The sequence below is a fragment of the Kribbella sp. NPDC031520 genome (assembly GCF_055580825.1).
In genome coordinates this window covers 79,745-106,032 of the sequence record NZ_JBVIKS010000006.1, presented here as the reverse complement: position 1 = coordinate 106,032, position 26,288 = coordinate 79,745, and the positions used below count along the sequence as shown (strand labels likewise).

The following is a 26,288-nucleotide window of genomic DNA, read 5'->3' as shown; positions in this document are numbered from 1 at the left end:
CCGGAATTTGTCACATTCGCTTCTATCACCGGAATCGGTCGGCCCGGAACGACATTGCTGATATCCGCTATTTTGGCGGTCCGATGGACCCGACCGCATAATGGTCGGCATGTTCTCCGACGCTGCTCCGACGGTCCTGGACGTCCTGCCACACTGTTCTTCGGTCCCACGCGGCGAGTGGGCGGGAGCGGACGACGACAAACGTCCGCTGAGCGAGAAGGGCTTCCAGGAGGCCGCGGTCCTGGCCGTGGTGGCTGCCGAGGGCGTGCAGGCCGTCTACACCAGCCCGTCGGCCCGCTGCCGGCAGTCGGTCGAGCCGCTGGCGGCTGCCGCCGGAGCACCGATCACCGTCGACGAGCGGCTCCGGGAGGCGCGAGGCTTCCTCGAGCCCACGGCCTGGACCGAGGGCACGTTCGCTCCGGTCGGCCAAGCGCTCGGTGGCGCCTGGGCCGCCGGTCGCGGTATGAGCCTCGTCGACGAACTCGTGTCCCGGCACAACGGCGGCCAGGTCGTGCTGTGCTCACACGGCGATCTCATCCCGGCCGTCCTCGTCCACCTCGCCGCGGCCTTCGAGTGCCCACTCCCCCGCATCGTCGGGCGTGGCGGCTGGTTCCGGCTGCGCTTCGAGGCCGGCCGCTTGTCGATGACCGGGATGCACCCGGACGACGGCCGCTCAGCCACCCAGCGTCTGAAGGTCGGGTAGTACGTCACTCAGGAGCGATGCCATCACCACGATCCGGCCGCGCGTGGACCGATCCTGCGCGGCCGCCGCGCGCTCCTCGGCGGACATCTCCGCCAGCCGCTCGACGAACCGGGCCAGCGGCAGCCCGAAGTGGTAGCCGGCGACCAGGCGGTAGGCCAACGCGGTGTCGCCCGGGTCGAGCAGGCCGCCTGCCCCGCGTCGATGCCGCTCGAGAGCAGCCCGGCCGAGGTCGCCCAGATCGGCGGGATCGATACGATCCGCGCTCACCGAGGTCAGGACGAGCGTCGCCAGGTCCTCGCCCGCCGGTCCGCGACCTGTCTGCCCCCAGTCGATGGCGACCGTTCCGTCCGCCGTCTGGAAGACGTTCCGCGGAGTCAAGTCGCGGTGCAGCACGACCGCCCGCATCCGGCGCGTCCGGGCCACCACCTCAGCGTGATGCTCCTGCAGCGTCCGGAGTGCGGCGATGTCCTTCGCCGATACCACTGAGCGCAGGGCCGCGTCCGCCGTGCCCCACGCCCGTACTGCGCGGTCGACCACAGCGAAACGCTCCTGCAGCGCGGCCTGCTCGAGGAACGGGCGACAGAACCACTCGTGGTCGGTGCCGGCCACGCCGACCGACCGCGCGTGGAACGCGCCCGCCTCCTCGGCCGTCGCGAGCAGGTCGTCGGCCTTCCACTCCGTTCCCGGCGTGCCGTCGACCTTCTCCAACCACAGCCGCAACCGGTCTCCGGGCAACTCCTCGATTGCCAGACAGCGTGGCGCCCGGAAGGCCGGCGTGAAGATTGCAGTCAGGTCGGGCGATGCCAACGCGAGTGCTTCGCGCCGCCAGTACGCCCAGTCGGCCGGTCCTTCGCCACCGTCGTCGATCTGACGGGCCAGATCCCGGCGGGACGGCGTCCACTGCCGGTGGACGACCTGCTTGAGGATCAGCTCCCACGGCCGCTCCGCACCGCGGACCTGCGCCGTACCGCGGACGAGATGCAGGCCGTCGCTCGCCCGGCTCCAGCTGTCGTACACGACCGGCTCGGACGACACCGAGGTGATGTGCGCGTCCGGGTCGCCGAGCAGCAGCCGTACCGGCGCCTGCGCCTGCGCAGGGTCGATCTCGAGGTGGCCGTCCTCGTGGTGGTACGGCGGGCCTTCCATGGCTGTCTCTCCTTCAGGCGGCTTTCCGGACGGCGGCGATCGCGTCGTGCAGGTAGGAGCGCAGGCGGTCGCTGCTGACCTGCTCGAAGCAGGCAAGCGCAGCCTCGTGACCGATCTCCAGCGACTCCAGCTCGACGGCGAGGCGCTGCCGGAGGACCGCAGCCAGCGGTGAGGCGTCCTGCGGATCCGGCTGGATACGCGCGAGATAGTGAATCACGTTCGCGAAGGCCAGCGCAGCGTGAACGATGCCGAACGCGGGTCGCTCCTCGTTGCGCCACGGCGAGTGGAAGGTCGGCGCGTCGTCCGGGAACTCCACCCCTTCGGCGACCAGGGTCTCGTTGAGCCAGGAGTGGGTGGCCTCGTGCACCAGCGTCTCCCCTAGCCGAAGCGCCTCGTCCGGCCAGTCCAGCACGACGGTTCCCGGGAGGAAGTCGAGGGTGTGGCTGTGGCTGACCTCGTGCAGAGCGATCTGCCGCACGCGGACGACCACGGCGGTCGAGGAACGCACGACGTCGCTGCCGGTGGCGAGTGCGGCGTCGATGGCCGCGTTCAGCACGGTGGCAACCCGCTCGTCTCCCGCTGCGCTCGAGGGGGTGGACTCGTCGAGCAGCAGCATCCGGCTTCCAAGCCGATCGTCGTCGACGGGCGTGCAGTCGTCGGCGTCGACGACCAGCACCGGACCGACGGCTGTAGGCACCGCGCGCTTTCGCAGCTCGTCGCGTTGCTGCCACAGGCGCACCGCTCGCATGGCGCGCTCGGGGTCCGTTGTCCGGGCGGCCAGCTGCGCTTGCTGAAAGGCGTGGTGCAGGACCGCGTTGTCGAACGCATCCGGGACGTCTCTGCTCTCGCTCAGTTCGATGCCTGGGACCAGCGAGCGCAGGCTCGCGAGTACGGCGCGCTGCCGCGCGAGGCGTTCGCCCACCATGGCCGTCGTCAGCACGGTCTGCTGCTCGGCAAGGGCGGTGTCGGTGTCGGTGTCGGTGTCAAGCATGTGACTCTCGATTCTCTGCGATGGGATCGGCGGTGTGGTCAGCGCACAGCGCTCGGCGCGCACCATTTGGCGAGGTGTTCGGTCCGCTCGGCGTCCGTGAGCGGACGGATCTCGCGGATGTAGTCGAACGGAGACTTGACGGCGAACTGCCGGCGGTTCCAGCACGGATAGCTGGTCCCGATCAGCTCGGCGACGATCCCCATTCCGGTGATCCGGCCGAGCCGGTCCGTCAGGCCGGAACGCTCGGCGCGCAACTGCTCGAGCAGGACTGAACTCCGCCGGGCCGCGGACTCCTGCATCGGCCCGGCTGTGCGCGCCAGCCGGTCGTGCAGCTGGAAGGCCAGGCAGTCGGCGAACAAACCCGTCAGCCACCTCTCGTCGGTGTCCGGCAACGGCCCGGACCGCATTCCGACGTTCTCCTCGACGTGAAGCCACTGACCCATCCAGGAGCGAGCGGCCTCACGCACGAGCGCCTCCGCCCACGCTGTCGGCTCGGCCCCGGCGACCTGCAGCCAGGCCAGATCGGACAACTGGCTGACGCTGTCCGGCACCGGCGCGTCGGCCACGACGATCACTCCGACGGCAAGGTCGATCAGATAGCGCAATCCGACACTGTGCAGGGTCTGTACGGCGGCTTCAACCGCGGTCCGGGTGAACACGTCAGGGGCGTCGAGCTCCGGTACGACGTCGTCGGAGGACCTGAGCACCACGACCGAGGGGCCGTTCGCGAGCCTGATCACGGCCCCACCCGGGAGTGGGTCCGGTACCTCGACCGCCCCGGTGGCGCAGATCCCGGCCAGTGCGCGATCGCGCGCACAACCTCCGCCGGCGGCGTTGCTGTACGGCTCGACCCACAGCAGGAACGAGTGGATCGCCCGGCCGTCCAGTGAGGCGTTCCACCGGTGGTTGTCGGAGTTGTCGTCGTCGACAACGGGCAGCAGGAACATGTCGCCCCCCTCAGGCGCTGACCGGCAGCGCGGCCGAGACGTGATCGATGACCTTGCGCCGGTAATCGCAGTACCGGTCCTCGAAGCCGGTCCCTTCGAAGCGCAACCGCTCGGGCAGCGCGCCGCCGCGGCAGGACGCCTCGTGCGAGCACCCGGTGCACTGCGCGAGCAGGTTGGTCAGTCCGTCGCGCAGCTTGGTATTGCTGTTCATCGTCAGCAGGTCCTCCAGGCTGGTCGCGGTGTCGACGGTGCCGAGCAGTGCGGCGGGCATGCTGAGCTCGTCCGAGCTGCCGATCCGGCCGTCCGGGTAGAGCGTGACGACGAACGGCTCCTTGCGCAGGCTGTAGCCCGTGTAGCTCGTCGGCAGGTCGGCCAGCGACCGGATCACGCTGAAGAACGGCTCCAGGACGTAGCGCTGATAGCCGCCGGTACCCAGCCAGTGCTCGAAGGCCTCGATGAGGAAGTCGGCGTACTCCTCGGGCGTGGTCGCCCAGCCCGGCATGCCGACACCGTCGGGATTCAGGACCTGCAGCGATCTGCGGTTGGCCGTGCGATAGTCCTTCGTGGTCACGTTGAAGTCCAGGCAGCCGGACAGCTTGATCACCTTGACTGCCTCGAAAGCGCTCAGCGTGTCGAGGATCTCGCTCGCCCGGCCGAGGATCCGGCGGGTGACCACCGCGATCACTCCCACGTTGCGTCCGCGGGCAGCCAGGCCCTCCAGGGCCTTGACGACCTTCGGATAGGTGGGCAGGTCCTTGAAGTCGACCCGGTGCGCGTTGCCCTGCTCGTCGCCGTCCAGGCTCACCCCGATCTCGATGCCGGGCCAGTGCTCATCGAAGAAGTCCAGCCACGCGTTGTCCAGCAGGATGCCGTTGGTCTGCATGGCGATCGTCATCGGCCCCTCGTAGGCCTTCAGCTCCTCGAAGAGCGGCCCCATCCGCTTGCGGCCGATCAGCAACGGCTCGCCGCCGTGCAACTCGATCGCCAGCGGGCGCCCGCCGCAGAGCCGGAGGAAGTTCCGCAGCACCTCGGGCTTCATCATCAGCGCGTTCGGATACGGCTTGCGGCGCTCGTAGCAGTAGTGGCAGTTGATGTTGCAGATCTCGCCCGGCAGCTTGAGTATCGCCAGTACGGTGTCGTCGCGCTCCGGCATTCTGAGTTCCATGGCCAAACACCCTTCTCAGTGACGTTCTGCAAGGACGCCGGGCGATCCGGCCGTCCGGCTGTGCGCGGTCTTGCCGACCAGCGCGGCGATGTCGAGCCACTCGGTCGCCCCGACCGCCGCGTCGAGCGCCGCGAGCGACGGGACCCGCCCGGTGACGTCGGTCCGTCCGGGGAAGACCGACGTGTAGGGCACGTACGTGGTACCGGCCGCACTCCCGGTCACCTCGAGCACCAGCCGGGCCAACTCGTTGATGGTGGTTTCGCGGTTCGACCCGATGTTGAAGACGGCCGGCTCCGCGCGCCAGGCCGCCGTACTTCCGGCGAGACGAAGCAGTCGCTCGGTGAACTGATCGACGTCGGTGAAACACCGGCGCTGTGTTCCGTCACCGTGCACGGTCAGCGGCTCGCCGGCGGCCGCTTGCCGCAGGAAGGTCGGCAGCACCATGCCGTAGCGCCCACGTTGCCCGGGGCCGACGACGTTGAACGGACGGACCGTCAGGACCGGTCGCGATCGTGCGGCCTCGGCTCCCAGCCGCTCGAGCTCCCACTTGCCCGTGGCGTACCCGGGTCGGCCGCCGTCGTAGTCCAGCGGTGTACTGCGGTCAACCGGGACGTCCTCGCGCAGCGCCACCGAGCCGTCGGAGAGACCGTAGACCGCGGAGCTCGACACGAGAACAGCAGGTACGTCGCCAGTGACCGCCAGCACGTTCCTCGTGCCGTGGAAGCCGACATCGTATGCGTAGGCCGACTGACGAGCGGCAAGTCGCATGCCGACGATCCCGGCCAGATGGACGACCAGGCCGATCCCCTCTGCAGCCGTCGCGACGTCGTCGACGTCCATCACGCTGCCGCGGACGAGCGTCACGCCCGCAAGATCCGCCACCGACTCGGCACGACCCGTGGACAGGTCGTCGAGCACCACGACCTCGTGGCCGCGGTCCGCCAGAGCTCGCACGAGGTGGCTGCCGATGAATCCGGCGCCACCGGTCACGAGCACCGGCGCGCCCGGAGAGTCTGGGTTCCACATGGGCTTCTCCTTGAGTTCGGGGCGTGGCTTCGAGGTGACGCGTGCCGGGCCGACTGCCCGGACGACGGCCGGGACCAGCTGCCGGGCCCACAGCACCAGGCGGAGCCGCCAGCCGCGGCGATCCTGAGGTTCTGCCTCCTGGAGGAGACCGGCGTAGGTGACCAACTGGTTGAGGACGGCAACCGGCTCGGCCAGCCGGCAGATGTCGAGCAGGTCGCGGCGATCGAGTACGCCGTCCCACGCCTCGACGTACCGGTCCACGGCGGAGCGGCGGATCCGGGCGTCGGGGGCACTGCGCAGGGCCGGCGCGATGTCGTAGCAGGGATGGCCGACGGCGGCCTCGGCCCAATCCAGCAGGACTGTCCGCCCGTCGTCACGGGCGATGCCCCAGTTCCCGGGATGGAGATCGCCGTGGACCAGCGTGTTCCCCGGCGGCGCCGCGGTCAGCTCCGCGCAGATGGCCGAGAGCCGCCCGGCGGCATCGGCAACGCGTCGGTACTCCCCGGCCGACAACGTTGCCTCGGGTGGGCCTTCCACCGCGCCGAGAAGGTCCGGCTCCAGCAATGCCGGCGCGGCGGCGGCCAGGGCCTCAGGTCGTCGGTCCCAGCACCCGAGAGCCGTGAGCTCATCGGTAAGTCCCGTCCAGTGGCGCTGAACCGCCACCAGCGCCGCCAAGGCGGACCCACGGAGCGCCGGCGGTTCGTCTGTACCTGGCCGCAGGGCAACCTCGCGGGTCAGCCAACCCTCCTGCCACGGCGCGGACCCAACCAGCTCCGGCACCGAGCCGGGCGAGCGCTGTCCGACCGCGGCGGTCACTGGACCCTCGTGTTGTAAGGCCGCGTAGGTCTGCTTGAAGAACAGGACGCCGTGATCGGTAGGCACCGCCAGGACCGCGGACAAGGACCACCGCCGTACCTCCCGCAGCTGTCCGGTACGCCGCATGCCGAGCTCGGCGAGCCGTCGATCGAGCCGGGTCGCGGTCTGCGCGATCCAACCGGTCGCCTGCCACGGGCGCGGGGCAGGCCGGCGGTCAGTGCCGGAAGAAGCGTTCACCGGTCACGATCCAGTTCATGCCGTACTCGGCGCAGGCCTTACGAAGCGCAGCGCTGTCCGCGCAGCCCTCAGGGGTGACGAGCTGGGTCACACCGTGCCGCGCCGCGAGCTCGACGACCTCGACGAACGGGAAATGGTTGTCGGCGGCAAGCGTCAGACCCCGCGGGGCCGGTGCCTGAGTCCAGTCGAACTCGTGATCCGCGTCGGCCGGGTTCGCCAGTACCCGCGCGAGGTCGGCCCGGACAGAAGCGGTCAGGTCACCCTCGGCCACCCGAGCCCGCCAGACCGCGCGCTCGTGCGGGCCGATGTCCGCGCGGAAACGCAACGCACCCAGCTCGGGATGGCAACGACGCTGCCAGACGGCCGCTCGGCCACCAGCCAGCCGTGTGCAGTCCAGACGGTTCTGCTGACCCATGCCGATACCGGTGGTGAGTCCGTCCTTGACGAAGACCATCGCGTTGGACTGTGCATGCCGCACGGTCACGACGGCGACCGCCAGATCGTGCGGATCGCCGGCCACACCGTGCTCGACCCGGACCCCACCCGCGAAACCGGCCGGCGGAAGACCTGTTCGGGCGAGCCGCATACCACCGGTCTCGACAACAGCTCGCGCCGGCGCGCTCGGCACCGCGAAGGCATCCGCCGACCCTCGGAGCAGGATGAACCGGCCATGGTTGTACCGGGACAGCCGCTCGACGGCTCGCGCCGAGAACGCGGGGGCGATGACCCCGATCGCGTTCGCGAAGAACGGGACCTCCTCCTCGTCCACCGGTTCGGAGACGGCGACGAGATCTCCGTACGCACACTTCGGCGAGGTGCGCCGGGCTCGCAGGACAGCACTGGCCGACGGTGTCGGCGGCACCGGATCGCCGTCCGCGAACACGCCGGTCCCGGGCTCGACCGGCCGTGCCAGCGCGATACCGGCGGGCGAGGTGTGCTTGAACGACGCGCAGGCGGCCACGCCCGTGGTTGCACGGAGCGCGAGCGCCGCCTCCCACGCCCCCAAGGCGTCGAGCACATTGATGTACGACGGCGTACCGTGCAGCAGGTCGAACGACGACCGGCCAGGGACGACCGGCTCCGCCGTGGCCGCTTCGTGCGGGTTCAATCCGCGGGACAGCTCGATCATGTCGCCTCCGGGACAACCGCCGACGGTGCCGAGACCATCGCCCGCCGCCGCACCAGCGCGGTGAGTACGCCGACCTGCCAGCCGGTCTCCCACACGAGGCCGGATCGGCCCGCCGGAGCAGCGATCCGTGGCAACTGGGCAGGCACCTTCAGCCAGTCGCGGAGGTGCTCGCCCCAGGTGATCGGCTCGACTCCGTGCTCGGCGAACTTCGCTCGCAGAGCGACGATGTCCCCGCCCTGGAACCGTCCGCGCCGCCATCGACCGCGCTGGGTACTGCGCACGCCGACCGACACCGTGGTGCCGGCCACGCCGATCGGCACGCCGGCCAGTTGCGCCCGCCACGAGATGTCGACGTCCGCCAGGGCCGGCAGCCGTTCGTCGAATCCCCCGATCAGGTCGAAGAGCCGGCGGGACATGCCCATCAGTCCGCCCAGTACATGCGGTTTGAAGAGGCTGGGGGTCAGGATGTCGCAGAGCTGGTCCGGTGGGGTGCTCCGCAGGACGTCCGGCGGGTTCAGTCGCCGGTAGTCGATCCGCGCGGTGACGAACTCGTCGACCTCCAGCGCCGCCGCCATCGCGTCGAGGTAGTCGTCGGCGATCAGGTCGTCGGCATCCAGGAAAAGCAGCCGGTCGGCAGTGGCCGCCGCGCGTGCTCCCGAATTGCGGCCGGCACCCGTCCCCCGCCGGGTGCTGTGCCGAACCACACGCACCGCCCCGGGCAGCTTCGGCGCATACCGGCGGACCGTACCTGCCAGATCGTCGGTCGAGCCGTCGTCGACCAGTACGACGTCCCAGTCGTCACGCGGTCGTTGTGCCGCGAGCGCGGAGAGCTGGTTCCCGACCAGGTCCGCCGCGTTGAAGCACGGAATCACCACCGCCATCCGGCTCACGTCCGCTCCAGCACGGGCGTACCGGCCACGGCCGCGCCGTCGATCGCGCGCAGGAGCTCGGCCATGCGCTCGTCGCGATGGGCACCCGCCGTGTTCTCGAAGACGTGCACGGGAGGGAGGTACGGGGGCGGATCCTCCAGCAGGACCGACCGGTAGACCCGGGCCACCTGGTCCAAGGTGTACCGATTCTCGTAATGACGCATGCTCTTGCCGCGGGCAACGACTCGTTCCGCCGCGGTGGTCGCCGCGACGTCGAGGTAGACCACGAGATCGGGCAGCAGGCTCCCGGCCCGGTGGTGCCGGTCCAGCGTTCTCCGCGCCGGGACGCCGTACAGCACCTCCAGGTAGACCGCGTCGCTGAAGATGTACCGGTCGGCCAGCACGGCACGATCGCTGAGGAGGTCCTCGATCGCCCTCCCGTGCAGCACCTTGTCCCTGAAGTACGCCTCGGTGATCTGCTCGGGGGTGTGGCGATGCGGGCGGTCCTCGCGGACATCCATGATCACGCGCGCGGCCTGCGGATCCAGCCAAGAGTGCTGACCGATCCGGGACAACGGCCGGCCGGTGCCACGCACGTGTTCGGCGATCAGCCTGGCGGTCGTCGTCTTGCCCGCCCCGTCGATACCTTCCAGGACGAGGAATTGGTGTCTTGCTGGAGTGGACACGGCGCTCCTAGGTGAACGGTTGGTCATGACGTCGTCCTAATTGCGGCCCAGGCGAAGGCCGCACTCATCACCTGCGACATCGACGAGTAGGTCCAGCTCCCGTACCGGCCGAGCAGGGTGATCCCCCGATCACCCAGGAACTGCCTGGCCTCGTCGGCGACTGCGCGTGCCACGTCGGTGAACACCACGTAGGCCGGATCGCAGGTGATGACCCGGGTCCCGATCACCTCGGTCCCCGCGGGCAGCAGCCCGACCTCGCGGACCCCGTCCCGAACCGCGGAGATCAGTTCGTGGTCCGGGGCCGCGGAAGCTTCGGAGGGTTCGATGATCTCGGCCAGCAGGCCCCACCCGTCGTCCGGAGCCATCCGCGGGTCGAACTCCGTCATGAAGACCAGCCGGGTGAACGGAACGTCCTGTCGGGTGTAGTAGCGCCAATGGCCGGTGCCGACCGGACGAGGACCGCGGATCGCGAGGGCCACGGACCGCACCCGGTTGCGGGGCAGAGCCTTGACGTCCGCGGCCAGACTGCCCCCGGTGGCCTGCCGGCACAACTCGATCGTGGTCGGGAGTGGCAGGGTCGAGACACAGTCCCCGGCGTAGTGGAAGTCGGTGGTACCGCTGGGCGAGGACGTCCGCACCACCCGCCGGTCGGCGTCGATGCCGATCACGGTGTGCTCGGTCCGCAGATCTGCGACCTGAGCAGCAAGAGCCTCGGACAGCACCTCCATGCCGCGCGAGCCGTGCGCGGGACGTGGGTACCAGCCGGCCGAGTTGTAGCCGTCGGCCGGGCGCGCGGTCCAGGCTCCTCGCTCGACCTCGGCGATCCCGGGGCGGGTGAGATTCCAGTGGAAGCCCGAGGCCGACAACTCGCTCAGTGGCCGTCGCCAGAGCTTCCGGTTGTACGGGAAGAAGAACAACTCACAGAGCCGCGACCCGAACGCGCCGAGCAGCAGTTCCTCGTAGTTCGCCGCCGGATCGTCTCGGCGGTGAGCATCGCGCAGGTCCGCGATGCACGCGGCCCGTACGTCCGAGGGCAGACCGGAAAGGTTCAGCTGGACCGGAAAACGCGCGACGCCGTCAGCAGTCTCGACCCAGGCAGTCGGCGGGCAGGGCTGCAGGACTTCGCCGAGCAGCTCGTGGATGCGGCGCGCGACGTCGGGGTCGCTGAAATACAACAGATGAATGACGTGGTCGAACCAGTAGTCACCGATCCGCTCGGTGCGGACGAGGCCGCCCGGCCGCGCCGCGGATTCGACCACGACGGCTCGATCGGCGAGCAGCGAACCGGCCGCCAGGCCGGCCAGACCGGCACCGAGAATCAGCGTTTCGGTCTGCACGTGATGATCGGCCGGCCGGTCCCAGTGAATCAGGTCCGAGCGCCTGCCGAAAACGCTGGGAGAAGACACGGTCTCGATCACAGGAATCCGATCTCGGGAGAAAGAACAATGGGCAGTTCAGGTCCGGCCGGTCAGCCGCCCGGCCTGCGGCCGGCCGAAGAATTCGGCCGACCGCGGGTACTGCAAGGGTTTCGATCAGTCGTTGTCGGTCGCCTGGTCGGTGACGTGCTCCCACGGCTTCACCGAGACGGCCGCCGAGTGTGCGGTGTCCTTCGCGCTCAGCGCATCCAGGTCGTACGACTTCACTGCATCGACGAACGCGCCGAACGAGACTTCGTCCTTTGCCGGCATGGTGTTTCCTTTCGATCGATGGGACAACGTGCGGGGATGTTGCTCAGTCGCGGTCGCTGGTCTGCTCGGCGACGTGCTCCCACGGCTTCACCGAAACCGCCGAGGAGTGTGCGGTGTCCTTCGCGCTCAGGGCCTCCAGGTCGTACGACCTGACCGCCTCGACGAACGAGCCGAAGGAAATTTCGTCGGTGCTCGGCATTTCTACCTGCTTTCTCCCTTGACAGGGATCGGATAGACATTCACAACCGAGTGAATCGCAGCGATTGACGACGGTCAACAAGATCCCCGCCCGGGATATTTCGGATATCAGCAACACCGAGCCGCCGATGAATACACGGATTCACAGCTGAACGACATTACGGCCGACGATCCGGCCGCTCGTGTCGAAAAGCAGCCGGGCATTGTCGGCGAGCAGCGCCAGGTCGTAGGCCAGATGTGGCTGCAGGAGTACGACGATGTCCGCCGCCGCGACCGCGACTGCCAAGGATTCCTGGCACACGAGCACCGACGTCCCGACATCGAGCGTGCGCAGGTACGGGTCGTGGTAGGTCACCTCGGCCTCCAGTTCGACCAGGTGCTTGGCCACCGGGACAGCGGGCGCACCGCGGCCGTCGGCGATGTCCGCCTTGTAGGTGGCACCGAGGAGCAGGACTCTGGAGCCACGTACGCCCTGCCCTCGGTCGCGCAGCAGAGCGGCGATGCGTTCGACGATCCAGGCCGGCATCCGGTCGTTGATCTCTTGCGCCAACTCGGGCAGCAGGAGCGGCTGCCCGATGCTCCGCCCGCTGTAGGCGAGATACCCCGGATCCACCGGGGTGCAGTGGCCGCCCACCCCCGGGCCGGGACTGAAGGACTGGAAACCGAAGGGTTTGGTACCGGCTGCCGCCACCACCTCCCAGACGTCCACCCCAAGCCCGTGGCAGTACCGCGCCGTCTCGTTGACGAGGGCGATGTTCACCTGCCGGTAGGTGTTCTCCAGGAGTTTGGTCAGCTCGGCAGCCTCCGGCGTACTGACCTCCACGACCTTCTGGACCATCCGCTCGTACAGCACGGTCGCCGCCGCCGCACAGGCCTGGGTGATACCGCCGACCACCTTCGGCGTGTTGTGCAAGCCGTAGTCCCGATTGCCGGGATCGATGCGTTCGGGCGAGTACGCGAGGAGGAAATCCACTCCTACGCGGCGGCCGCCGTTCGCCAGGATCGGCAGCAGCAACTCGCGGGTCGTTCCTGGAAAGGTCGTCGACTCGAGAACGACCAACGCGCCGTGCCGGATCCGGGGCGCCACGGTGTGGGCGGCCTGCAGGACGGCTGACAGGTCGGGGGCGCCGTCGCGCAACGGGGTCGGTACGCAGATCACGACGGCCTTCGCGCCGGCGAGGGCATCGCAGTCCGAGGTCGGGACGAAACCGAGGTCGAGCGCCGCGGCGATGTCGGCGCCGGTGATGTCGTCGACATGACTGCGCCCCTGGGCAAGTCCGGCCGTCCGCTGTGTGTCGACGTCGAAACCCACGACGCGCAGTCCGTTCCGGACGCCGGCCATGGCCAGTGGCAGACCCGCGTAACCGAGCCCGACCACCGCCAGATCATAGAGTTCGGCCACTTCCGGCTCCTCCCTGAAAGACGGACGACACTGCCTTGGTAGCTTCGCCGAACCCGCGCGGCCGATCCACGGATCTGCGGATTTACGAACCCGGGAATTTCGGCGGAGTTGCGGAAATCGGAAATACTCGCCGACCGGACGTGGATAAGATCGCGGAACGCCGCTTCACCCGGAGGTTGTCATGGAAGACCAGACGAGTCCCACCCAACGGAAGTGCACACTGCTGGGCCGGCGATTCCGGAACCCCAACATCATGCCGGACGTGACCGAATTCCTCGCCCGCTGGAACAATCCGGCCGCGCCCCGGAAAGCCGCGACCCTGAAGCGCAGCACGGACGGGAACATCAATACCGTCGGCCTGCCCGGAATTCACGAGGCCGACGACCTGGATCCCGCGCATCCCCAATGGCGGGCAGCGATCGAGAACGGCGTCTGGCCACTCGTCGATGCGGTGACCACCGGCGGCTGGCAGGCACCCACCTACGACAGCTGCCAAGGCCACGCCTACCGGTCGTCTCCCGGCCTCGAGCCCGGATGGCGTCGGGTGGCGCTCCTGCCGCGCACGGAGGACGAGTTCGACCGGACCGCGGCCGCTTTGTGTACGGCGGTTCGGGGCGCGCGGTCCGCGGTCCCCAGTGGTGTGTCGGTCATGCTGACCACCTCCGACCTCACCTGTGGGTTCAGCGGCACGATCTACCCGACGCTCGATCTGTCCCTCGAGCCGGCCACCGACCCAGGTCTGTACTGGGCGGAGGTCGACGCCGCCACCGACACCCTTGCTCGCGCGTTGCGCGCGCACCCGCCGTCCGAGGCCGTCGAATGCGCCTGTCCCGCGTGAGGCGGGATCACAGCTGCCGGCACACCAGTCCGGCCACGGCGATGGTCGGTGCCGATACCTGGAACGGGGAGCGCTGACCTCGCTTACGGCAGGTACCCGCGGATGTGTGGACATCGTCTGCGATACCGAGGATCCCCGCCGAGAGAACGTCCTCGGCGGTGCCGGTGAGCTCGAAGTTGCGGAGCGCGTGAACGCGCTCGCCTCGCTGGTACAGGGCACCGTGGCTCACCAGCAGCCGGAAGTGGCCGGTGCGCGAGTTGACCGACGCGGCCCGGCAGCCATCGGCGACAACGACAGCCCCGGTCCCGACAAGGTCGGCCGGGCGCGCCCTTCCCGGATCGACGACCATGTTCGTCATCCGCGTCACGGCCGGTTTGTCGAAACGCTCCCGAAAGCGGTTCTGCGCCGTGCCCGGCTCGGACCCGCCGCCGACGTACGTCACCCAGTGCCCGCCCCGGACCAGGACGGCACGGCGAGCGGGCGTACCCACGTCATCGAGTACGGCGTGCGCATACGCACCAGGCAGATCCGGAACGTCCGCGACCGTGAGCTCGGGATGGACCCGCGTCGCCGGCGACCGCCAGCCGCATCGAACGTCCGGCTCCGAGGCATGACCGATCAACTCATGCATCAACACACCGGACACGATCGGCGAGAGAACCACTGTCCCGGGGCCTTCTTCGCATTCACCCACAGGTTCGGAGCCCGCCTGCTCGGCCAGTGCGAGCCAGCCCCGTACCTGCGCCGGCGGCGGCATCGTGAGACCACCGGTCCCGTAACTCCAGGCCATCGGAGCCCCGGCTGCAGCCCACTCGATCATGATCCGGCTCCGGGCCCGATGTTCCGCCCGAGCCGGGAAGATCAACGACCGGACCGCACAATCGACGCGCAGCCGCAGGGCGTCCGGAACGTCGCCCAGCAGCGCATCGACCAACGTTGTCGCGTTCGCCTCGAGGACTGCCATCAGCTCCGCGGCGCCGCTCGCCGTACCACCTGTCTCCGGCACCGGCTCGCCGTCCAGTGGCACGGCCCCGGCGATTCGTCTGAGGGGCCAGTCCGCCTCCTGATGAATGCCGACGGAAAGACTGAGCGAGTCGTCGACAAGTACGTCGCCCGCCATCACCGGACCAGGCCGGCGGCCTGCAACCGATCAAAGCCTGCATCGCGGAGCGTCCCGCCATCGAGGCGTGCCCAGGTGGCCAGCGCGGCCGGCGAGAGGCGCACCAGGCGGCCGTTCGGATTCACGGCGACGAGCCGACCGTCCGGATGTCGCGCCGGCAACCACTCGGGTGCACGCGCGCCGGTTCCGTCGAAGGCGTCGCTCAGCGTCGAATCGTACGTCGCGCTCTCGGTGCTGAGGAGCGCAGCCGCCAACAGCGCTTGCGAGCGGGCGATCGCCGTCAGCTGCGCCTCCCGGCTCAGCGGGATGCTCAGCAGCGTCGCGGCGACGTTGTCCAGGGTTGCCACCGGGGCGTCGATCTGCCGGACCTTCCGCGCCAGCCACTTGTCCGCGAGGTAATACCTGCCGTGACTCGCGGTCCACGCCTCGACGGCGAGGTGGACCAGTCGCGAGATCGCGAGTCCCGCGTCCTCGTACCGTCCGTCCGCGACTGCGCCCAGCGCATCCTCATGAGGACCCATCGCTCGGACGATCGCGAAGTCGACCAGAAAGCGCCGCAGGGCGTGCTCGTTATCGCGCAACTCGGTCATCAGCGCGGCGTACTCCGGACCTTCGAGCAAGGGAATGCTGTACCACAACCGGGTGACCGTTTCCGGCCGGACGCTGGGTCTGTGCAACTCGAGCAGCGACCGACGGCCCTCCCCGCCGATACCGGCGACGAACGCCCGCATGGACTCGAGCCAGGCGAAGTCTCGGTGCTCTATGTCGAAGCGGAGGCCATCGCGGCGCACGATCGTCGGCGTGGTCGCGTCGCCCGGTTGCCGGGAGATCAGGTGGATGTCGACGTCACTCGTCGAACCCCCGAGCCCGGCGGTCAGGCTGCCTGTCATCAACGCGACGGCACCGGACGCACCGGCCAATTCCCGGGCGATCGACGTCGCCGGCGGAACGATCTCGGCCAGCTCCGGCCGTCCGGCGCGCCGGCCTGCGACTTCGTGACTCGTCGTCATCACACGCTCCTTCGTGTCGGCATCATCTCCGGGCGATCGCAATCATGTTCGGGCTCGACATGGCCAGCCGGCCGCCGTCCCGGGCGCAGAACTCCACCGACCCGAAGCCAGCCGAAAGGAGCCACCCCTCCAGGTCGCCCGGTGTCAGCAGGCGCAGCGACAGCTGGCAGCGGCTGGTCCGCCCCGCCCGCACATAGCGGCGGTCCGCGGTGAGACGGTTCCCGCGCTCGGTCAGCCGCATGTCGTCGATCAGGCAGTCGTCACCCAGGTCGACGTATTTCACGAGTCGATGCCGGTTTGCAAGCTCGGCGTGGAAGGCCACTGCATTGGCCGTTTCCAGCACGAGCACGCCGCCCGGTCGGAGCCTGGCGGCCAGCGTGGCCAGTGACCGTCGGCTCGACTCGTCGTCGTCGTACCCGAACGCCGAGAACCAGGAGATCGCGGCGTGCGCATCTGCCGTCGGCTCCAGCTCGGTGACATCGGCGCAGCGATAGGTGACACGCGGATGCCCGTATCGCCGGGCCGCGATGTCGAGCAGGTCGCGGCGCCGGTCGACCGCGAGGACGTTCACCTCGTGGCGACCGAGCTCCAGAGCCACCCGGCCATACCCGCAGCCCGCGTCGACCACCGAGTCACCGGGCCCGATCCCGGCCAGCTTCAGCACGAGCTCAACCTCGGCAGCCGTTCGCTCGGCCGGCTGGAACGCCTCCATGAAATGGACATAATTCTCGTCACACGCAGATTCACATCGATGGTCCGCAACCGCGGGCGACCGAGCCATCACACACCTCGCATCGGATCGAAACAAAAGAACGAGACAATGGATGGTGGAAATAACATCCCACCATCCATTGCGCTTGATCAGATCTGCCAGTCGAGCGTTTCCTCAACTTCTTCGATCTCGATTTCCTCGACCTTTTCGTCCATTGTTGCCCTCCTTCCGAGAACTCCCGGCAATTGGTCGTCATCACGCTACGCAGCAGCCAGAATCGGTGTCAACGGAAGCACTTCAGGCGAATCTGCGTGAATTAGCAGCGGCCCGGGCCTGTTCGCACGTTGCTGAAAATCGCAAATACTCGGCTGCCGCCGCCGCGACGAGTAGGGTCGGCGAGTGCCCGCCACGCAGACGACCCGAGACGCTTTAGCGCCGCTGCACGAACCGAACTTCCGCTGGTACTTTCTGTCCCGGCTGGTGAACCTGTCCGGGTCGACCATGAGCGGCATCGCGTTGGCGTTTGCAGTGCTCGAGACCAGCGGCTCGCCCACCGCCCTGGGAACCGTTCTGGCCGCTCACAGCATCCCGATGGTGGCCCTGCTGCTGATCGGCGGTGTGATCGCGGACCGGTTCAGCCGGGCCGTGGTGATCCAGTTCTCGAACATCGTGGCCGGTCTCACTCAGCTGGCGATCGCTGCGCTGGTACTGCTCGGAGTCGCCCAGATTTGGCAGATCGTCGTACTGAGCGCGGTCAACGGGCTCGTCGCGGCGATCAGCATGCCGGCGATCGCCGGGGTCATGCCGCAGCTCGTGCCACGCGAACAACTGCAGTCGGCGAACGGTCTGATGTCGGTCGTCCGCAACGCGCTGACCATCCTCGGCCCAACGGTCGCCGGTCTGCTGGTGGCCGGGGCCGGTGCGGGGTGGGCGCTCGCCTTCGACGGCTTCACGTATCTCCTCGCCGCCGCGCTGCTCACTCAGGTCAAGCTGCCGTCGTCGTCCCGCAAGGGAAGGAAGTCCGTGTACGCCGACCTCTCTGCCGGCTGGTCGCTGTTCGCCAGGACGACTTGGTTGTGGGTCGTCGTTCTGGTGTTCTGCCTGCTCAACGCGCTCAGTCAAGGAGGCCTGAGGACCCTCGGCCCGGTTGTCGCCAAGAGCACGCCGATTGGCGAGACGGGCTGGGGCCTGATCCTGTCGGCGCAGGCGGTCGGCCTGCTCGTGGCGACCCTCTTCCTGCTGAAGGTCAAACTCCAACGACCGCTGCTGGCGGGCATGCTCGGTTGCTCGCTCCTCGGGCTTCCGATGATCGCGCTCGGGCTGTCGTCGCACGCGCCGCCGGTAATGCTGGCGGCCTTCTTCGCGGGAGCCGGGAGCCAGGTCTTCGGCATCGGCTGGAGCCTGGCCATGCAGGAGAACATTCCCACCGACATGCTCGCGCGGGTCTACTCCTACGACATGCTCGGGTCACTGATCGCGGTCCCTGTCGGCCAGCTCGCGTTCGGTCCACTCGGGGCGGCCTTCGGTCTTCAGCCCGTCATCATGCTCGCAGGGGTCGCGTGCGTTGCCATCGCCCTCGCCACCCTCACAGTACGTCCCGTCCGCGCTCTGTCTCGCGCGGACGAGGAGCAGAGCCCGGGTTGAAGCCATCGGGTTACGGGATGATGGGGCCTTCGGGCTTGGGGATGCGGGGTAGTAGGAACAGGGCGACGAGGAGGGCGGCGAGGGCGAAGGTGGTGCCGGCGGTGAAGCCGTTGTGGAAGACGGTGGTGCGGGCGGCGTCGATCAGGTGTGGGTTGCCGGCGGCTGCGGCGGTGAGTTTGTCGACGTTGCGGAACGCGTACGTGGCCGCGACCGCGACGCCGAGGGCGCCGCCGACTTCCTGGCTGGTGTTGATCAGACCGGCTGCGAGCCCGGCGCGCTCTTCGGGGACGCCTACCTGGGCGGCGATCTGGAGCGGGACGAACGAGAGTCCCATGCCGAGCCCGGTGAGCACGAAGACCGGGAGTACGGCGGTGAGATACGAGGCCGAGCTCGGCATCCGGGCCAGCAACAGCAGCGCGGTGGCTACCATGACCAGCCCGATCGCGAGGACGACCTTGCCGGGGACCTTCGCAACGAGCCCCGACGCCAGGCCGGCGCCGACTGCGACCACGAGCGCGAGCGGCACGTAGGCCAGCCCGGTCTGCAGCGGCGAGTAGTTCAGAACCTGCTGCAGGAACAGGCTGGCGAAGAAGAAGACCGTCACCACCGTCCCCAGCAGGAACAGAGTGGCCAGGTTGGCGTAGCGCAGAGTGCGGGCGGCGAACACGTCGAAAGGCACCAGCGGCGCGGCCACGCGGCGCTCGACGAATCCGAAACCGATCAACAGCAGCGCGGCGATGCCGAGGCTGGCCACAACGACCGGGTCGGTCCAGCCGTGGCTGATGGCCTCCTCGAGCGCGTACAGCAGGGTCAGCAGTCCGCCGGTGAGCAGCACTACGCCGAGGGTGTCGAAGCGGCGTCGCGGGCCGCGGCTCTCCGGCAGTACGCGGGGCGCCAGCAGCACGGTGGCCAGGGCGATCGGTACGTTGATGAAGAAGATCCACCGCCAGCCCGGCCCATCGGACAACACCCCACCGAGAGTCACACCGGCCACCGACGCGATCCCGGTCAATGCTCCCCAGACGCCCAGCGCCTTGGCACGCTCCCGGCCACCGACAAACGTGGTGGTCAGCGTCGAGAGTGCGGCGGGCGCGATCATGGCCGAGCCGAGGCCCTGCAGCCCCCGGGCGGCGAACAGCAGGCTCTGGTCCTGCGCGATGCCGGCCGCCAGGGACGCGGTCCCGAAGACCGCAAGGCCGATCTGCAGCATCCGCCGGCGGCCGAACATGTCGGCCAGGCGAGAGCCGAACAGCAGACACCCGCCCAGGACCGTGCCGTACAGAGTCACGACATAGGGCAGGTTCGCCTCGTTGATCCGCAGCGCCTTCTCGATCGAGGGCAACGCGACATTCACGATGCTCACATCGAGGAACACCATGAACTGTGCGATCGACAAGAACGCCAGCACGAGGCCGGGCCGGCGGACCCCTCCCGCGACTCCCGTCCCACCAGAGACGGACGGTGCTGGATCAGCCTGTGACTCTCGTGCCGTACGGCCGGCGTCGGACATGGTCGTCTCCTCGGAAAGACGTGGCGTGGAAGTAGGTACGCGAGGACGCTAGTTGCTTGCGCACACTAGGTACCTAGAGGAAACCGACCAGATAAGATCATACGTATGGCGAAAGACTCGATTCACACGGCGCAGTTGATCCCGCGGCGGCTGCCCGTGGGGCGGCTCGGCGTCTCGGTTGTTGCCGAACTTGTGGATCTCATCGTGACCGGGCGGTTGAAGGAAGGCGATCTGCTTCCGCCGGAGGGGCCGCTGAGCGAGCATTTCGGCGTGAGCCGGACGGTGCTGCGTGAGTCGGTGAAGCGCCTCGAGGAGAAGGGTCTGGTGACCGTCTCACAGGGCAGGGGTACTCAGGTACGTGCGCCGGGGTACTGGAACATGCTCGACCCGATCGTGCTGTCGGCCCTGATCGACAACGACGAGAGCCTCGGCGTCCTCGACGAGCTGACGGTCGTACGCGCGAGCCTCGAGTCGGCGATGGCCGGGGCGGTCGCCAAATCGCACAGCACGGATGAGCTCAGGCGGCTGGAGAACGCGTTGACGGCCATGCGGGAGAGCGAGTCGGAGACGGACTCGTTCCGGCAGGCGGACGTGATCTTCCATTACGCGGTCATGGAGATCTCCGGGAACCGGCTGGCGGAGAACATCGCCAAACACATCTACAAACGCGCTGTAGAGTCCAGCCGTTACCAGGGCATCAACCCGCCTGACGCGGTGGCCGTCACCCTCAAGGAACACGAGGCAATCGTGAAGGCCATCGCGCGCAACGACGTGGCCACCGCCGAGAAGGCCATGCTCGAGCACATTCGCGGGTCGTGGGAACGTCGCCGGCTGCCCGGGCACGCCCCCCGGCCGCGCACCAGGAAGCGCGGTCAGCGAAGGCAATAGACCTCGGCCGCGCTGCCACCGAGCACCCGTTGGCGTTCTGCCTCGGACAGTCCCGCCAGCAGGCTGTCCACCGCCGCCTTCCAGGCCGCCGCTCCACCGCCGAGTTCGGCTAGTGGCCAATCCGACCCGTACATAAGGCGATCCGGCCCGAACGTCTCAAGCGCGGTCGTCACCCGATCGGCGAGATCTTCTGCACGCCACGAACCCGGAGCCAGGCCGGAAACGAGGCCCGAGATCTTCGCGGCGACGTTCGGCCGGCCGGCCAGTTCGCGCAGGCCGGCCGCCCACTCACGTTCGTACAGTCCAGGTGCAGGCGGACCGCCGAGGTGGTCGAGCACGAAGTGCAGCCCCTCGTGGCGAGTGCTCACGACGGCCGCCTGCGGGAGTTGCCAGTCGCGCACGACCAGGTCGAAGCAAAGTCCCTCACGCTCGAGAGCGGCGAGGCCGCGGCCGACGTCCTCCCGCAGCATCCACTCGGGATCGGGGTCGATGTGGACCAGATGCCGCACACCCACCACGGGAACGGTCGCGTCCCGGCGGATCCGATCGAGTTGAGGACCGAGCTCCGCGGTGAGGTCGACCCAACAGATCAGACCCGCGACCACCGCCGGATCCAGCTGGGCAAGCCGGACACTCTCCTCCAGGCTGTTGCTCGACTGTACGACGAGCGCACGCTCGAGTCCCGTCGAAGCAAGCATGGCACCGAGGTCCGGCGAGCCGAAGTCGCGGGCGATCGGCGCCATCGTCTGCGGATCGATCCAGTCCTGCGGGTCCAGTGCTCGATTCCACAGGTGCACATGCGCGTCGATGCCGAGCGTCATCCGAGGTGCCACACTTCGTCGAGGGGTTGCCATAACGCGCCGGGGTTCCGTTCCTCGGCGATCCTGACCTGGCACGGATCGGTGTGCGTCCACCACTCCTGCGAAACCGGGTCGTCCGCGATCCGCTGCATGTCGGCGTCATGGTCGTCGCCGACGTACTCGTAGTACGCGAACAAGATGTCCCCGAAGACGAAGATGCTGTAGTTGCTCACGTTGCACTCGATCAGCTTCTGCTCGACTCCGGGCCAGACCGCGCGATGCAACTCCAGGTACTCCTCGCGCTTCTCGGGCCGTACGCCGACGACGAACGCCCGGCGCTCCGGTTCGCGCGTCACGAGACCGGCCTCAGCGGTACGGCGGGAACGTCGATCACGTCCGGCTCGGCCACCAGCCGCAGCGCGGCGCGCCCAGGCCGGATGTGCGGTCCGGTCGCTGCGGCGACGACCGCCGCGGAACCACCCGTCGACATCTTGGACTCGTCGACCACGATGCCGAGCCCCGGCCGGTCGCCCAGGATGATCCCTCCGTCGTCGAACTCCTGGTCGACGTCCAGCCCCACGGGGAAGTGCAGATCCTGGACCTCGTACGTCAGCAGGTTGGGTACGGCGGCGGCCGCGTGCGCGATCGGATTCGCGTTGTACGCGACGGGGCTCACCGGAAGGTCGTGCCCGTGCGCCAGCGTCGCCACCCGGAGGAAGTGGGTGATACCCCAGACGTTCCCGACCTGGACGATGTCGAGCGCTCCGGCGTCCAGCAGCGGGCGGTACTGCTCGAGCCCGGTCAGGTTCTCACCGCTGGCGATCGCCGCACGAACCTTTCCGCGCAGCGCGGCCAGTCCGGCCGCGTCCCATCTGCGCAGCGGTTCCTCCACCCAGGTGAGATCCAGGTGAGCTTCGACAGCAGCCACATAGCGCGCGGCCTGTGCCGCGTTCCACGACTCGTTGGCGTCGAGCATGAGGGCCGGACGGCGCGAGTTGCGGCTGAGCACGTCCCGGACGATCTCCAGCCGGGGCAGGTCACGATCCAGGTCGCGACCGCCCTTCACCTTGCCGGCCTTGAACCCGCGATCCGCGAACCGGCCGTACAGCTCGGCGAGCTCCTCCTCGGTCAGGCCGTACTCGAGACCGGACGCGTAGCCGGGAACAAAACGTTCGCGGGCCCCGAGCGTCCGCCAGAGCGGCTCCCCCGCCGCCTTGGCCTTGATGTCCCACAAGGCCATGTCCATGGCACCGATCGTGCCGAACACGGAGCCGGAATGGCCGGTCTTGAACACCCAGTCGAGCATCCGGTCGTAGAGCGCGACGACCGATCGTGGATCCTCTCCGTCGATGGCGGGAAACACCCGGGCGATGTCGCCGTGAGCACCGACGCCCACTCCTTCGATACCTTCGTCGGTCTCCAGGATCAGGACGGGTACGGGTGTGGTCTCGACGCTCTGCACACCGTTGACGTCGCCGGTAAGTCTCCCCCAGTCGTGGACCGTGCTGAGGCTGCGGTATCCGGTGATCTTCATATCTGCTTCTCCTTGAGAGCCGGGGCGTTCATTCCTTCGTACCTCCCGCAGTCATGCCCGTGACCAGGAACCGTTGGGAGAAGAGGAAGACGATCAGGACCGGCAGGATCGACACGACCGTTGCCAGCGCCAACGTCGGCAACTGGACGGAGTCCGATCCGGCCGAGCTCGGGTTGAACGCGGGCGTCGCGGCGAGCAGTGAGGTGAGGCCGACCTGGATGGGGTAGCCGTCGCTGGACGGCAGCATCACGAACGGCAGGAAGAAGTTGTTCCAGTTCTGCACGAAACTGAAGAACGCGACCAGGGCGACGATCGGGGCGCCCAGCGGAAGCGCGATCCGGGCGAAGACCTGGAACTCCGAACATCCGTCGATGCGCGCGGCCGCCAGCAGGTCCCGCGGGATGCTCGTCGAGAAGTAGATGTAGGTCAGGTACACACCGAACGGAAAGAACGACATCGGCAGGATCACCGACAGCGGACTCCCGATCAAGCCGACGCTGTTCAGCTCCAGGAAGATCGGCAGCACCAGCGCGGTACTGGGAATCAGCATGACGACCAGGGTCAGCACCAGGAGGGCCCGGCGCAGCTTGAACTCGGTCAGCGCGAGCGCGTAGCCGGCCGGGATGCTCACCACGAGAGTGACCACCAGGGCGCCCACCGCATAGACAGCGGAGTTTCCGATCCAGGTTGTGACCGCTCCGTCCTGGAAGCCGAACAACTGGTGCCAGTTGGCGACGAAGTCGTGCCACGACCCCACGGAGAACGGGTTCGCGACGGTCAGTACCTTCGCGGACTTGGTGACCGACAGCAGCAGCCAGACGATCGGGATCACGAAGAAGAAGACGAACAGACCCATCACGACGCCCGCGATGGTCCGGCCGCTCCAGCCTCGGAGGCTCAACATACTCATTCCTTCTCGAAGAGGCCGCCGCGGGTCACGAACACCCAGGACAGCAGGAGCGCAACCACGAGCAGGATCAGGGAAATGGCGGCGGCGCCGTTGAAGTCGTTCTGCTGGAACGCGTACTGGTAGGCGAGCTGGTTCAGCGAATAGTCGTTGGGGACCACCGCGTTGCTGGCCTGACTGAGCAGCTGCGGTTCGACGAACAGCTGCGTGCCCGCCGCCAGCGACATGACGCCCATGTAGGCGATCCACTTGCGCAGCATCGGGAGCTGGATCCGGAGCGCGATCTGTACGGCGCCCGCGCCGTCGACCTGGGCCGCCTCGATGATCTCCGTACTGATGTTGTTCAGGGCGCCGTACATGATCACGATCCAGCCGCCGGCTCCGGTCCAGAACGCGATGATCGCGAAGATCGCCGGCAGGTGCCCGGGCTGGATCACCGCTACGAAGCTGTCGAACCCGAACGCCCGGAGCAGGCCGCTGACCGGACTGGCGGTGGGATCGAGCACGAAGAGCCAAAGCAGGACGCTGGATGCACCGGCGAGAGCGCCGGGAAGGTAGTAGACGAAGCGCAGAGCCGTGCTTGCCCAGCGGAGACGTACGGCGTGGACGAGCAGCGCCAGACCCACGACGAAGACGACCAGCCCGATGAGCCAGATGGCCAGGTACAGGGTCACGTGCAGCACGGCCGGCCAGAACCGGAAGTCACCGACGACCTTCGTGAAGTTGCCGACACCCGCGAATCCGCCGTCGGCGTTCGTGAACGCGAGCACGACCGCGTACAGCGAAGGAACAACCCCGAACGCCAGCGCGAGCAGGGCGTACGGCGACGCGAAGACGTAACCGATCCGGGTGCGACCGGGTGCCCGGCGATCCGGCCGGGCCGGCCGCCGGCGCTCGGAGGCGCCGGCGGCCACCTGGTCGCTCGGTGGAGCGATGGTCATCTCAGTTCACCGAGTATCCGTTGACCTTGGCCTGGTTCTCGATCGCCTGCTGCCAGGCCGGCAACAGGTCGACGAGCGACTTGCCGCCGGTGACTCCCGTGGTCATCGTCTTCGCCCAGATCGCTTCCTGGCTGAAGACGCCGTACCCCCAGCCGTCCCACACGTCCGAGGCGGCGGTGACCACCGGCTGCAGTGGGGTCGCGAAGTACTTGCTGGACTCCTGCTTCGCGATCCACTTCTCCGCGGCCGGTGCGTACGCGGGGTAACCCGGCGCGACGTTCACCTGGTAGTCGTCGGCGGTGGTGACGAACTGGACGAACTTCTCGGCTGCCGCGAGGTTCTTCGAGTGGCTCGAGATGAACCACGTGCCGCCACCCACGTTGCCGGTGACCGCCTTGTCGTCGCCCTTCCACGGCAGGGGTGCGGCGACGCCGAGCTGGCCGGCGGGCACGTTCAGCGACTGCGGGTTGTTGAAGATCGCCCCGGCGTACCAGGCCGGACCGGGCATCATCAGCACCTTGCCGGTGTACTTCTTCACGAACTGCGGGGTGAAGACGCTGACGACCGGGACGGTTCCGTTGCCGCGGAGGGTGTCGAGCATCGATGCCACTCGCCGGCACTCGGGCGTGTCGACCTTCACCGTGACGGCCTTGGGACCGGTGACCCCGTTGGCCTGGCACTTGCCGGCCCACAGGTAGATCTCCGGGGTGAACCCGTCGCCGGCCGCCCCGATGATGTACCCGGGATGCTGCTTGGCCACCTTCTCACCGAGGGCCTGGTAGTCCTCCCAGGTCGTCGGCAGGGCGTAGCCGAACTGGTCCATCAGCTTCTTGTTGTACCAGAGCACGGTCTGCGCGAGGTCGTTCCGCAGGCAGTACACCTGGCCGTCGACCTTGCACGGGTTGAGCGATCCCTCGGTGAACTTCGCGAGCGTGTCACCAGGAACCAGACCTTTGTCCAGCACGGCCGCGAATGCCTGCTTACCACCGCTCTTCTGGCTGGCCCAGGCCGCGTCGTTGTTCTGGGTGGAGAACACGACGTCCGGCCACCCGCTGCCGGCCCGGTCGAAGAGCTGCATCTTGGTACGGAACGAGTTCGACCCGTTCGCCGAACCGTCGTAGGCGACGACGTTGATCTTGGTGTCCGGGTTGGCCTTCTGGAACGCCTTCGCGGCGGCCTGCCGGTCCGCGTCGACCCAGACCGTGATGGTCGACGAGCCTTCCTGCTTGACCTCGGGGAAGCCGTACGACCCGTTCGCCGAGCTGGTACCGCCGCCGCATCCGGCGAGCGCCAGGAGCGCGGTTGCGGCGCAGAGCCCGGCGACGATCGACGCCGGCCCGCGGCGCGTCCGAACCACTGTGTGGATTCCGACCATGAGAGT

General features: G+C 68.3%; 26 protein-coding genes. 4 read left to right on the top strand and 22 right to left on the bottom strand.

Features of this window, described 5'->3' with window-relative positions:
* Nucleotides 1-109 precede the first annotated feature (109 nt).
* Nucleotides 110-703 (top strand): histidine phosphatase family protein, encoded by a 594-nt coding sequence (locus ACZ5BU_RS29350; RefSeq protein WP_465703675.1) that lies wholly within the window; start codon nt 110-112, stop codon nt 701-703.
* On the opposite strand, the gene ACZ5BU_RS29345 is transcribed toward ACZ5BU_RS29350, so the two are convergent.
* From ACZ5BU_RS29345 to ACZ5BU_RS29290, 12 genes are all read right to left on the bottom strand, one after another.
* On the bottom strand, nt 674-1,849 hold the full coding sequence (locus tag ACZ5BU_RS29345; protein WP_465703674.1) for a phosphotransferase: 1,176 nt from the start codon (nt 1,847-1,849) through the stop codon (nt 674-676). The genes ACZ5BU_RS29350 and ACZ5BU_RS29345 overlap by 30 nt on opposite strands.
* 13 nt (nt 1,850-1,862) lie before the next feature.
* Entirely contained in the window at nt 1,863-2,840 is a 978-nt protein-coding gene (locus ACZ5BU_RS29340; RefSeq protein WP_465703673.1) for an aKG-HExxH-type peptide beta-hydroxylase, read from the bottom strand.
* Between the two features lie 38 nt (nt 2,841-2,878).
* A complete protein-coding gene (locus ACZ5BU_RS29335) occupies nt 2,879-3,787 on the bottom strand; it encodes a hypothetical protein (RefSeq protein WP_465703672.1) in 909 nt (302 codons plus the stop codon).
* Between the two features lie 10 nt (nt 3,788-3,797).
* Nucleotides 3,798-4,952, bottom strand: a complete 1,155-nt coding sequence (locus ACZ5BU_RS29330) for a radical SAM protein (RefSeq protein ID WP_465703671.1) — start codon at nt 4,950-4,952, stop codon at nt 3,798-3,800.
* Between the two features lie 15 nt (nt 4,953-4,967).
* Complete coding sequence (locus tag ACZ5BU_RS29325) at nt 4,968-7,031, bottom strand: NAD-dependent epimerase/dehydratase family protein (RefSeq protein WP_465703670.1); 2,064 nt, start codon at nt 7,029-7,031, stop codon at nt 4,968-4,970.
* Nucleotides 7,009-8,160: a hypothetical protein gene (locus ACZ5BU_RS29320; RefSeq protein ID WP_465703669.1), complete on the bottom strand. Its 1,152-nt coding sequence runs from the start codon at nt 8,158-8,160 to the stop codon at nt 7,009-7,011. Before ACZ5BU_RS29320 ends, ACZ5BU_RS29325 begins: the two co-directional genes overlap by 23 nt.
* Nucleotides 8,157-9,041, bottom strand: coding sequence for a glycosyltransferase family 2 protein (locus ACZ5BU_RS29315; protein WP_465704251.1), 885 nt, complete (start codon nt 9,039-9,041; stop codon nt 8,157-8,159). Before ACZ5BU_RS29315 ends, ACZ5BU_RS29320 begins: the two co-directional genes overlap by 4 nt.
* A gap of 5 nt (nt 9,042-9,046) precedes the next feature.
* The gene (locus tag ACZ5BU_RS29310) at nt 9,047-9,715 is read right to left on the bottom strand and encodes an AAA family ATPase (RefSeq protein ID WP_465703668.1); all 669 of its coding nucleotides are present in this window, start codon (nt 9,713-9,715) and stop codon (nt 9,047-9,049) included.
* A gap of 23 nt (nt 9,716-9,738) precedes the next feature.
* Nucleotides 9,739-11,052 (bottom strand): protoporphyrinogen/coproporphyrinogen oxidase, encoded by a 1,314-nt coding sequence (locus tag ACZ5BU_RS29305; RefSeq protein ID WP_465703667.1) that lies wholly within the window; start codon nt 11,050-11,052, stop codon nt 9,739-9,741.
* Nucleotides 11,053-11,247: 195 nt separating this feature from the next.
* The gene (locus ACZ5BU_RS29300) at nt 11,248-11,403 is read right to left on the bottom strand and encodes a hypothetical protein (protein WP_465703666.1); all 156 of its coding nucleotides are present in this window, start codon (nt 11,401-11,403) and stop codon (nt 11,248-11,250) included.
* 43 nt (nt 11,404-11,446) lie between these two features.
* Nucleotides 11,447-11,602, bottom strand: coding sequence for a hypothetical protein (locus tag ACZ5BU_RS29295; RefSeq protein WP_465703665.1), 156 nt, complete (start codon nt 11,600-11,602; stop codon nt 11,447-11,449).
* A 141-nt stretch (nt 11,603-11,743) separates the two neighbouring features.
* Nucleotides 11,744-13,003 (bottom strand): nucleotide sugar dehydrogenase, encoded by a 1,260-nt coding sequence (locus ACZ5BU_RS29290; protein ID WP_465703664.1) that lies wholly within the window; start codon nt 13,001-13,003, stop codon nt 11,744-11,746.
* A gap of 262 nt (nt 13,004-13,265) precedes the next feature.
* On the opposite strand from ACZ5BU_RS29290, the gene ACZ5BU_RS29285 reads away from it, so the two are divergent.
* A complete protein-coding gene (locus ACZ5BU_RS29285) occupies nt 13,266-13,841 on the top strand; it encodes a hypothetical protein (protein WP_465703663.1) in 576 nt (191 codons plus the stop codon).
* Between the two features lie 7 nt (nt 13,842-13,848).
* Here the strand turns inward: ACZ5BU_RS29285 and ACZ5BU_RS29280 are convergent, their stop codons facing one another.
* Genes ACZ5BU_RS29280 through ACZ5BU_RS29270 form a run of 3 tightly spaced genes read right to left on the bottom strand, consistent with a single transcriptional unit; the run spans nt 13,849 to nt 16,683 of the window.
* Complete coding sequence (locus ACZ5BU_RS29280; protein WP_465703662.1) at nt 13,849-14,961, bottom strand: metallopeptidase TldD-related protein; 1,113 nt, start codon at nt 14,959-14,961, stop codon at nt 13,849-13,851.
* On the bottom strand, nt 14,961-15,971 hold the full coding sequence (locus tag ACZ5BU_RS29275; RefSeq protein ID WP_465703661.1) for a hypothetical protein: 1,011 nt from the start codon (nt 15,969-15,971) through the stop codon (nt 14,961-14,963). Before ACZ5BU_RS29275 ends, ACZ5BU_RS29280 begins: the two co-directional genes overlap by 1 nt.
* Nucleotides 15,972-15,993: 22 nt before the next feature.
* On the bottom strand, nt 15,994-16,683 hold the full coding sequence (locus ACZ5BU_RS29270) for a class I SAM-dependent methyltransferase (RefSeq protein WP_465703660.1): 690 nt from the start codon (nt 16,681-16,683) through the stop codon (nt 15,994-15,996).
* Nucleotides 16,684-17,082: 399 nt separating this feature from the next.
* Here ACZ5BU_RS29270 and ACZ5BU_RS29265 point away from each other — a divergent pair, with 399 nt between their 5' ends.
* Nucleotides 17,083-18,327, top strand: coding sequence for an MFS transporter (locus tag ACZ5BU_RS29265; protein ID WP_465703659.1), 1,245 nt, complete (start codon nt 17,083-17,085; stop codon nt 18,325-18,327).
* A 10-nt stretch (nt 18,328-18,337) separates the two neighbouring features.
* Here ACZ5BU_RS29265 and ACZ5BU_RS29260 read toward each other — a convergent pair whose 3' ends face one another.
* Nucleotides 18,338-19,837 (bottom strand): MFS transporter, encoded by a 1,500-nt coding sequence (locus tag ACZ5BU_RS29260; RefSeq protein ID WP_465703658.1) that lies wholly within the window; start codon nt 19,835-19,837, stop codon nt 18,338-18,340.
* A gap of 105 nt (nt 19,838-19,942) precedes the next feature.
* Between ACZ5BU_RS29260 and ACZ5BU_RS29255 the strand changes: the two genes are divergently transcribed.
* Nucleotides 19,943-20,725, top strand: coding sequence for a FadR/GntR family transcriptional regulator (locus ACZ5BU_RS29255; protein WP_465703657.1), 783 nt, complete (start codon nt 19,943-19,945; stop codon nt 20,723-20,725).
* On the opposite strand, the gene ACZ5BU_RS29250 is transcribed toward ACZ5BU_RS29255, so the two are convergent.
* From ACZ5BU_RS29250 to ACZ5BU_RS29225, 6 genes are read right to left on the bottom strand one after another with little or no spacing between them, the layout of a single operon-like run.
* Entirely contained in the window at nt 20,710-21,546 is an 837-nt protein-coding gene (locus ACZ5BU_RS29250; protein WP_465703656.1) for an amidohydrolase family protein, read from the bottom strand. The two genes, ACZ5BU_RS29255 and ACZ5BU_RS29250, sit on opposite strands and share 16 nt — an antisense overlap.
* Nucleotides 21,543-21,881: an L-rhamnose mutarotase gene (locus ACZ5BU_RS29245; protein WP_465703655.1), complete on the bottom strand. Its 339-nt coding sequence runs from the start codon at nt 21,879-21,881 to the stop codon at nt 21,543-21,545. The genes ACZ5BU_RS29250 and ACZ5BU_RS29245 overlap by 4 nt, the downstream gene beginning before the upstream one ends.
* Nucleotides 21,878-23,059, bottom strand: a complete 1,182-nt coding sequence (locus tag ACZ5BU_RS29240) for a mandelate racemase/muconate lactonizing enzyme family protein (protein ID WP_465703654.1) — start codon at nt 23,057-23,059, stop codon at nt 21,878-21,880. The genes ACZ5BU_RS29245 and ACZ5BU_RS29240 overlap by 4 nt, the downstream gene beginning before the upstream one ends.
* 28 nt (nt 23,060-23,087) lie before the next feature.
* Nucleotides 23,088-23,963 carry a carbohydrate ABC transporter permease gene (locus ACZ5BU_RS29235; protein ID WP_465703653.1) on the bottom strand — a complete coding sequence of 292 codons (876 nt, stop codon included), beginning with the start codon at nt 23,961-23,963 and terminating at the stop codon, nt 23,088-23,090.
* A gap of 2 nt (nt 23,964-23,965) precedes the next feature.
* Nucleotides 23,966-24,907 (bottom strand): carbohydrate ABC transporter permease, encoded by a 942-nt coding sequence (locus tag ACZ5BU_RS29230; RefSeq protein WP_465703652.1) that lies wholly within the window; start codon nt 24,905-24,907, stop codon nt 23,966-23,968.
* A gap of 1 nt (nt 24,908) precedes the next feature.
* Nucleotides 24,909-26,282 (bottom strand): ABC transporter substrate-binding protein, encoded by a 1,374-nt coding sequence (locus ACZ5BU_RS29225; RefSeq protein WP_465703651.1) that lies wholly within the window; start codon nt 26,280-26,282, stop codon nt 24,909-24,911.
* Between the last annotated feature and the right edge of the window lie 6 nt (nt 26,283-26,288).